Origin of the sequence: Peptostreptococcus porci (genome assembly GCF_009695815.1) — a bacterium.
In the GTDB taxonomy this organism is placed as follows: Bacteria; Bacillota; Clostridia; order Peptostreptococcales; family Peptostreptococcaceae; genus Peptostreptococcus; species Peptostreptococcus porci.
Genome location: NZ_VUNE01000006.1, coordinates 1 through 2,756, shown reverse-complemented (window position 1 = coordinate 2,756; position 2,756 = coordinate 1). Strand labels below are relative to the sequence as shown.

General features: G+C 49.8%; 2 rRNA genes. Both read right to left on the bottom strand.

Annotated features, from left to right (window positions below):
• Positions 1–13: 13 nt before the first annotated feature.
• A 5S ribosomal RNA gene (rrf, locus tag FYJ71_RS09810) occupies positions 14–130 on the bottom strand.
• A gap of 56 nt (positions 131–186) precedes the next feature.
• A 23S ribosomal RNA gene (locus tag FYJ71_RS09805) occupies positions 187–2,756 on the bottom strand; the annotation flags it as partial.

Sequence of the window (2,756 nt, the reverse complement as noted above, 5' to 3'; positions counted from 1 at the left end):
GCTAGAGCTAATCACGTGGCTATGTCCTATTCTCCCAGGCAGCTTCCCACCAAGTACCTTCAGCGCTAAAGAGCTTAACTTCTGTGTTCGGAATGGGAACAGGTGTATCCTCCTCGCTATAATAACCACATATTTAATTGAAGTTTTGTACCTTCAAAACCGAATATATTAGTTTCCATCTATTTCTTGGTCAAGTCCTCGATCTATTAGTATTAGTAAGCTAAATACATTGCTGCACTTACACCTCTAACCTATCAACCAGGTAGTCTTCCTGGGATCTTAACCTTGCGGTGGGAAATCTTATCTTGAAGTGGGCTTCGCGCTTAGATGCTTTCAGCGCTTATCCTTTCCATACATAGCTACCCAGCCATGCCCTTGGCAGAACAACTGGTACACCAGAGGTATGTCCATCCCGGTCCTCTCGTACTAAGGACAGATCTTCTCAAATTTCCTACGCCTGCGACGGATAGGGACCGAACTGTCTCACGACGTTCTGAACCCAGCTCGCGTACCACTTTAATGGGCGAACAGCCCAACCCTTGGGACCAACTACAGCCCCAGGATGTGATGAGCCGACATCGAGGTGCCAAACCTCCCCGTCGATGTGGACTCTTGGGGGAGATAAGCCTGTTATCCCCAGGGTAGCTTTTATCCGTTGAGCGATGGCCCTTCCACTCAGAACCACCGGATCACTAAGTCCGTATTTCTACCTTGCTCGACCTGTATGTCTTGCAATCAAGCTCCCTTTTGCCTTTACACTCTTCGTACGATTTCCGACCGTACTGAGGGAACCTTTGAGCGCCTCCGTTACCTTTTAGGAGGCGACCGCCCCAGTCAAACTGCCCACCAGACAGTGTCCCAAGACCAGATTCATGGCCTATGGTTAGAGTCCCAATACTACAAGGGTGGTATCCCAAGGTCGACTCCACGAAAACTGACGCCCTCGTCTCTTCGTCTCCCACCTATCCTGTACATGTAGTACCGAAACCCAATGTCAAGCTACAGTAAAGCTCCATGGGGTCTTTCCGTCCTGTCGCAGGTACCCGGCATCTTCACCGGGATTACAATTTCACCGAGTCTGTTGTTGAGACAGTGCCCAAATCGTTACGCCTTTCGTGCGGGTCGGAACTTACCCGACAAGGAATTTCGCTACCTTAGGACCGTTATAGTTACGGCCGCCGTTTACTGGGGCTTAAGATCACTGCTTCGATTGCTCTTACAGATCCCCTTAACCTTCCAGCACCGGGCAGGCGTCAGCTCCTATACTTCGTCTTGCGACTTCGCAGAAACCTATGTTTTTGGTAAACAGTCGCTTGGGCCAATTCTCTGCGGCCCCATTTCTGGGGCACCCCTTATCCCTAAGTTACGGGGTCATTTTGCCGAGTTCCTTAACAACAGTTCTCTCGCTGGCCTTAGGATACTCTCCTCACCCACCTGTGTCGGTTTGCGGTACGGGTACCTTTAATCTCGATAGAGACTTTTCTCGACAGTGTGAAATCAGCTGCTTCGCTACTTTGTTTCGCTCCCCATCGTATCCCAGCATTGGTTAAACGGATTTGCCTATCTAACCTGCCTCAATACTTAGACACACATAACCAACAGTGTGCTCAGCTTATCCTACTGTGTCATCCCTTCTCTCAATCGATTATCGGTAGTACAGGAATCTCAACCTGTTATCCATCGCCTACGCCTTTCGGCCTGAGCTTAGGTCCCGACTAACCCAGGGCGGACGAACCTTCCCCTGGAAACCTTGGGTTTACGGCCTGAAGGATTCTCACCTTCATCTCGCTACTCATGCCAACATTCTCTCTCCTATACTGTCCACGACTCCTTTCGGTATCGCTTCAGCCTGCATAGGAAGCTCCCCTACCCATCATCATATGATGCCGTAGCTTCGGTAGTATGTTTTAGCCCCGGAAATTTTCGGCGCAGGATCACTCGACCAGTGAGCTATTACGCACTCTTTAAATGAGTGGCTGCTTCTAAGCCAACATCCTGGTTGTCTGTGCAATCCCACATCCTTTACCACTTAACATACATTTTGGGACCTTAGCTGACGGTCTGGGCTCTTTCCCTTTCGACTATGAACCTTATCACCCATAGTCTGACTCCTGAACATAAGATTATGGCATTCGGAGTTTGATAGTCTTCGGTAAGTGCAATACCCCCTAGGACATTCAGTGCTCTACCTCCACATCTCTAATTTCAAGGCTAGCCCTAAAGCTATTTCGGGGAGAACCAGCTATCTCCGAGCTCGATTGGAATTTCACCGCTACCCACAAGTCATCCCCGCACTTTTCAACGTACGTGGGTTCGGACCTCCACGAAATTTTACTTTCGCTTCATCCTGCTCATGGGTAGGTCGCCCGGTTTCGGGTCTACGTCATGTGACTCATTCGCCCAGTTAAGACTCGCTTTCGCTTCGGCTCCACACCTTAAGTGCTTAACCTTGCCACATAACGTAACTCGTTGGCCCGTTCTACAAAAAGTACGCGGTCACGCCAATATTGCGCTCCCACAGCTTGTAAGTGTAGGGTTTCAGGTTCTATTTCACTCCCCTCCCGGGGTTCTTTTCACCTTTCCCTCACGGTACTATTCGCTATCGGTCACTAGGTAGTATTTAGCCTTGGGGGGTGGTCCCCCCTGCTTCCCACAAGGTTTCACGTGTCTCGTGGTACTCTGGATCATATCAAAGGCTTTCTTGGCTTCATGTACGGGACTATTACCCTCTGTGGTGGAGCTTTCCAGCTCTCTTC